The organism is Pseudoalteromonas sp. NBT06-2, assembly GCF_002276045.1.
GTDB lineage: Bacteria > Pseudomonadota > Gammaproteobacteria > Enterobacterales > Alteromonadaceae > Pseudoalteromonas.
The window spans coordinates 1-384 of record NZ_NQMR01000437.1 but is presented as its reverse complement, the minus strand read 5'-3'; the positions used below and the strand labels follow the sequence as shown (position 1 = coordinate 384).

The window sequence follows — 384 nt, the reverse complement described above, 5'->3', positions numbered from 1 at the left end:
TGGTCGCTCAGGCCCAGCTCTTTCCACAGCCGGGCGGTGAGCAGGATCACTTCCGCGTCGATGTCCGGGGTGGCGATGCCGAAGGTTTCCACGCCGATCTGGTGGAACTGGCGGCTGCGGCCGGCCTGGGGCCGCTCGTAGCGGAACATGGGGCCGGTGTACCAGAGCCGCTGGGTCTGGTTGTAGAGCAGCCCGTGCTGTTCGGCGGCGCGCACGCAGCCGGCGGTGCCTTCCGGGCGCAGGGTGAGGCTGTCGTCGTTGCGGTCGGCGAAGGTGTACATCTCTTTTTCGACGATGTCGGTCACTTCGCCGATGCCGCGCGCGAACAGCTCGGTGCGCTCGACGATGGGAAGACGAATCTCCTGGTAGCCGTAGGCCGCCAGC

The 384-nt window shown here is 67.4% G+C and carries 1 protein-coding gene; it reads right to left on the bottom strand.

Annotated features, from left to right (window positions below):
- On the bottom strand, positions 1 to 384 hold a 384-nt coding region (locus CJF42_RS26430; protein WP_170940806.1), incomplete at both ends, for an ATP phosphoribosyltransferase regulatory subunit.